Raw genomic sequence first — 1,505 nt, 5'->3', positions numbered from 1 at the left:
GTTGGTAAGGAGAGCATTTCTTTTGGATATTATTCGGAAGCACAGGGAGAGGGAGCTATCGCTATAGGTGCCAATTCCCTAGTTTCGTCCCAAGATGGCGTTGCTCTGGGAAAAGATTCTAAAGCCGATAGGGCTGCTGGTGTTTTTGGTTATACTCCTTTGCTGCAGGGTCCTGCAACAAATACCTCATCGCAATGGAAAAGTACGAAGGGCGCAGTGAGTGTTGGTGATTATAGTAAGGGTATAACCAGACAAATTACAGGCGTAGCAGCTGGTTCTGAGGTTGCCGATGCTGTGAATGTTAGGCAGTTAAGAGACTTAGAAGACATTGTAAGACAAAACGGTTGGAAACTCTCTGCTGGCGGTGCAAATGCTACAACTGTTCTTATGGGTAGTGGAGTAGATTTTTCTGCTGGAAGTACAAATCTTCAGATTACAAAAGGTGATAAGGATAATAAGCTAAAATTTGATTTGGCTCAAGATGTTACATTAACGAGCTTAAAAGTAGGCACAAGTACCCTAAACCTAGCAGGCTTATTGATTGCAGATGGTCCGCTAATAACAATAGCTGGTATTAATGCTGGTAATAAAAAGATAACAGGATTGGCAGAAGGTACTGATGATACTGATGCAGTGACTTTTGCACAGCTAAAAGCAGCACAAGCAGGACAAGCAGCAGGGGTTATAAAAGGTTTAAAAATTAACACTACTGGCAAAGATTTTGCAGATGCTATAGCTGATGCAGAAAATTCAGTCGCTCTTGGTAGCAAGGCCAGCGTTAGTAAACTCTCTAGCGGTGCGCTTGCTTTTGGTTCTGGCGCATCTGTAAAGAATGGTGGTTCCACAAATGATCCAAAAGGTTCGTTAAATGGAATTGCCTTAGGTGCAAATGCATCTGTAGCTGCTGTTGGTGGAGTTGCTCTTGGTGCTGGCGCAACAGCTACCGGCGAATCTGCGCTTGCTTTTGGTAGTGGAGCAAAAGCATCAGTTAAAGATAGTATTGCTTTGGGAAGCGGTTCTGTAGCGAATGTTGGACCTGGTTTTGGGGGTTATGATCCTCGTACTAGAGAGAATTCAGATAAACAGGACAATACATGGCTATCCGGTCTTGGTGCACTCAGTATTGGTGATGCTAAGCAAGGAAAAACCAGACAGATTGTAGGTGTTGCCGCTGGCACGAACGACTCTGATGCGGTAAATGTTGCACAGCTAAAAGCTCTACAAGATTCTATAAACCCAAGTTGGGGGCTCTCTGTTAATGGTAAAAATACGACGAACGTTAATTCAACCAGCCCATTGGATTTGGTAACTGGAAGTACAAATCTTAATCTTACAAAAGGCGATAAGGATAATAAGGTACAATTTGATCTGGCTCAAGATGTTGCATTAACGAGCTTAAAGGCAGGCACAAATACCCTAGATGCAACAGGCTTAGTGATTACGGGTGGTCCGCAAATAACGACGGCTGGTATTGGTGCTGGCAGTAAAAAGATAACAGGATTGGC

1 pseudogene is annotated in these 1,505 nt (G+C 43.5%); it reads left to right on the top strand.

The features are described from left to right. Positions 1–1,505 (top strand): annotated as a pseudogene (locus ACFIK8_RS09115) (hypothetical protein); the annotation flags it as partial.

The organism is Bartonella sp. MR168JLCBS (assembly GCF_042194175.1).
This window is presented reverse-complemented; position numbering and strand designations above follow the sequence as displayed.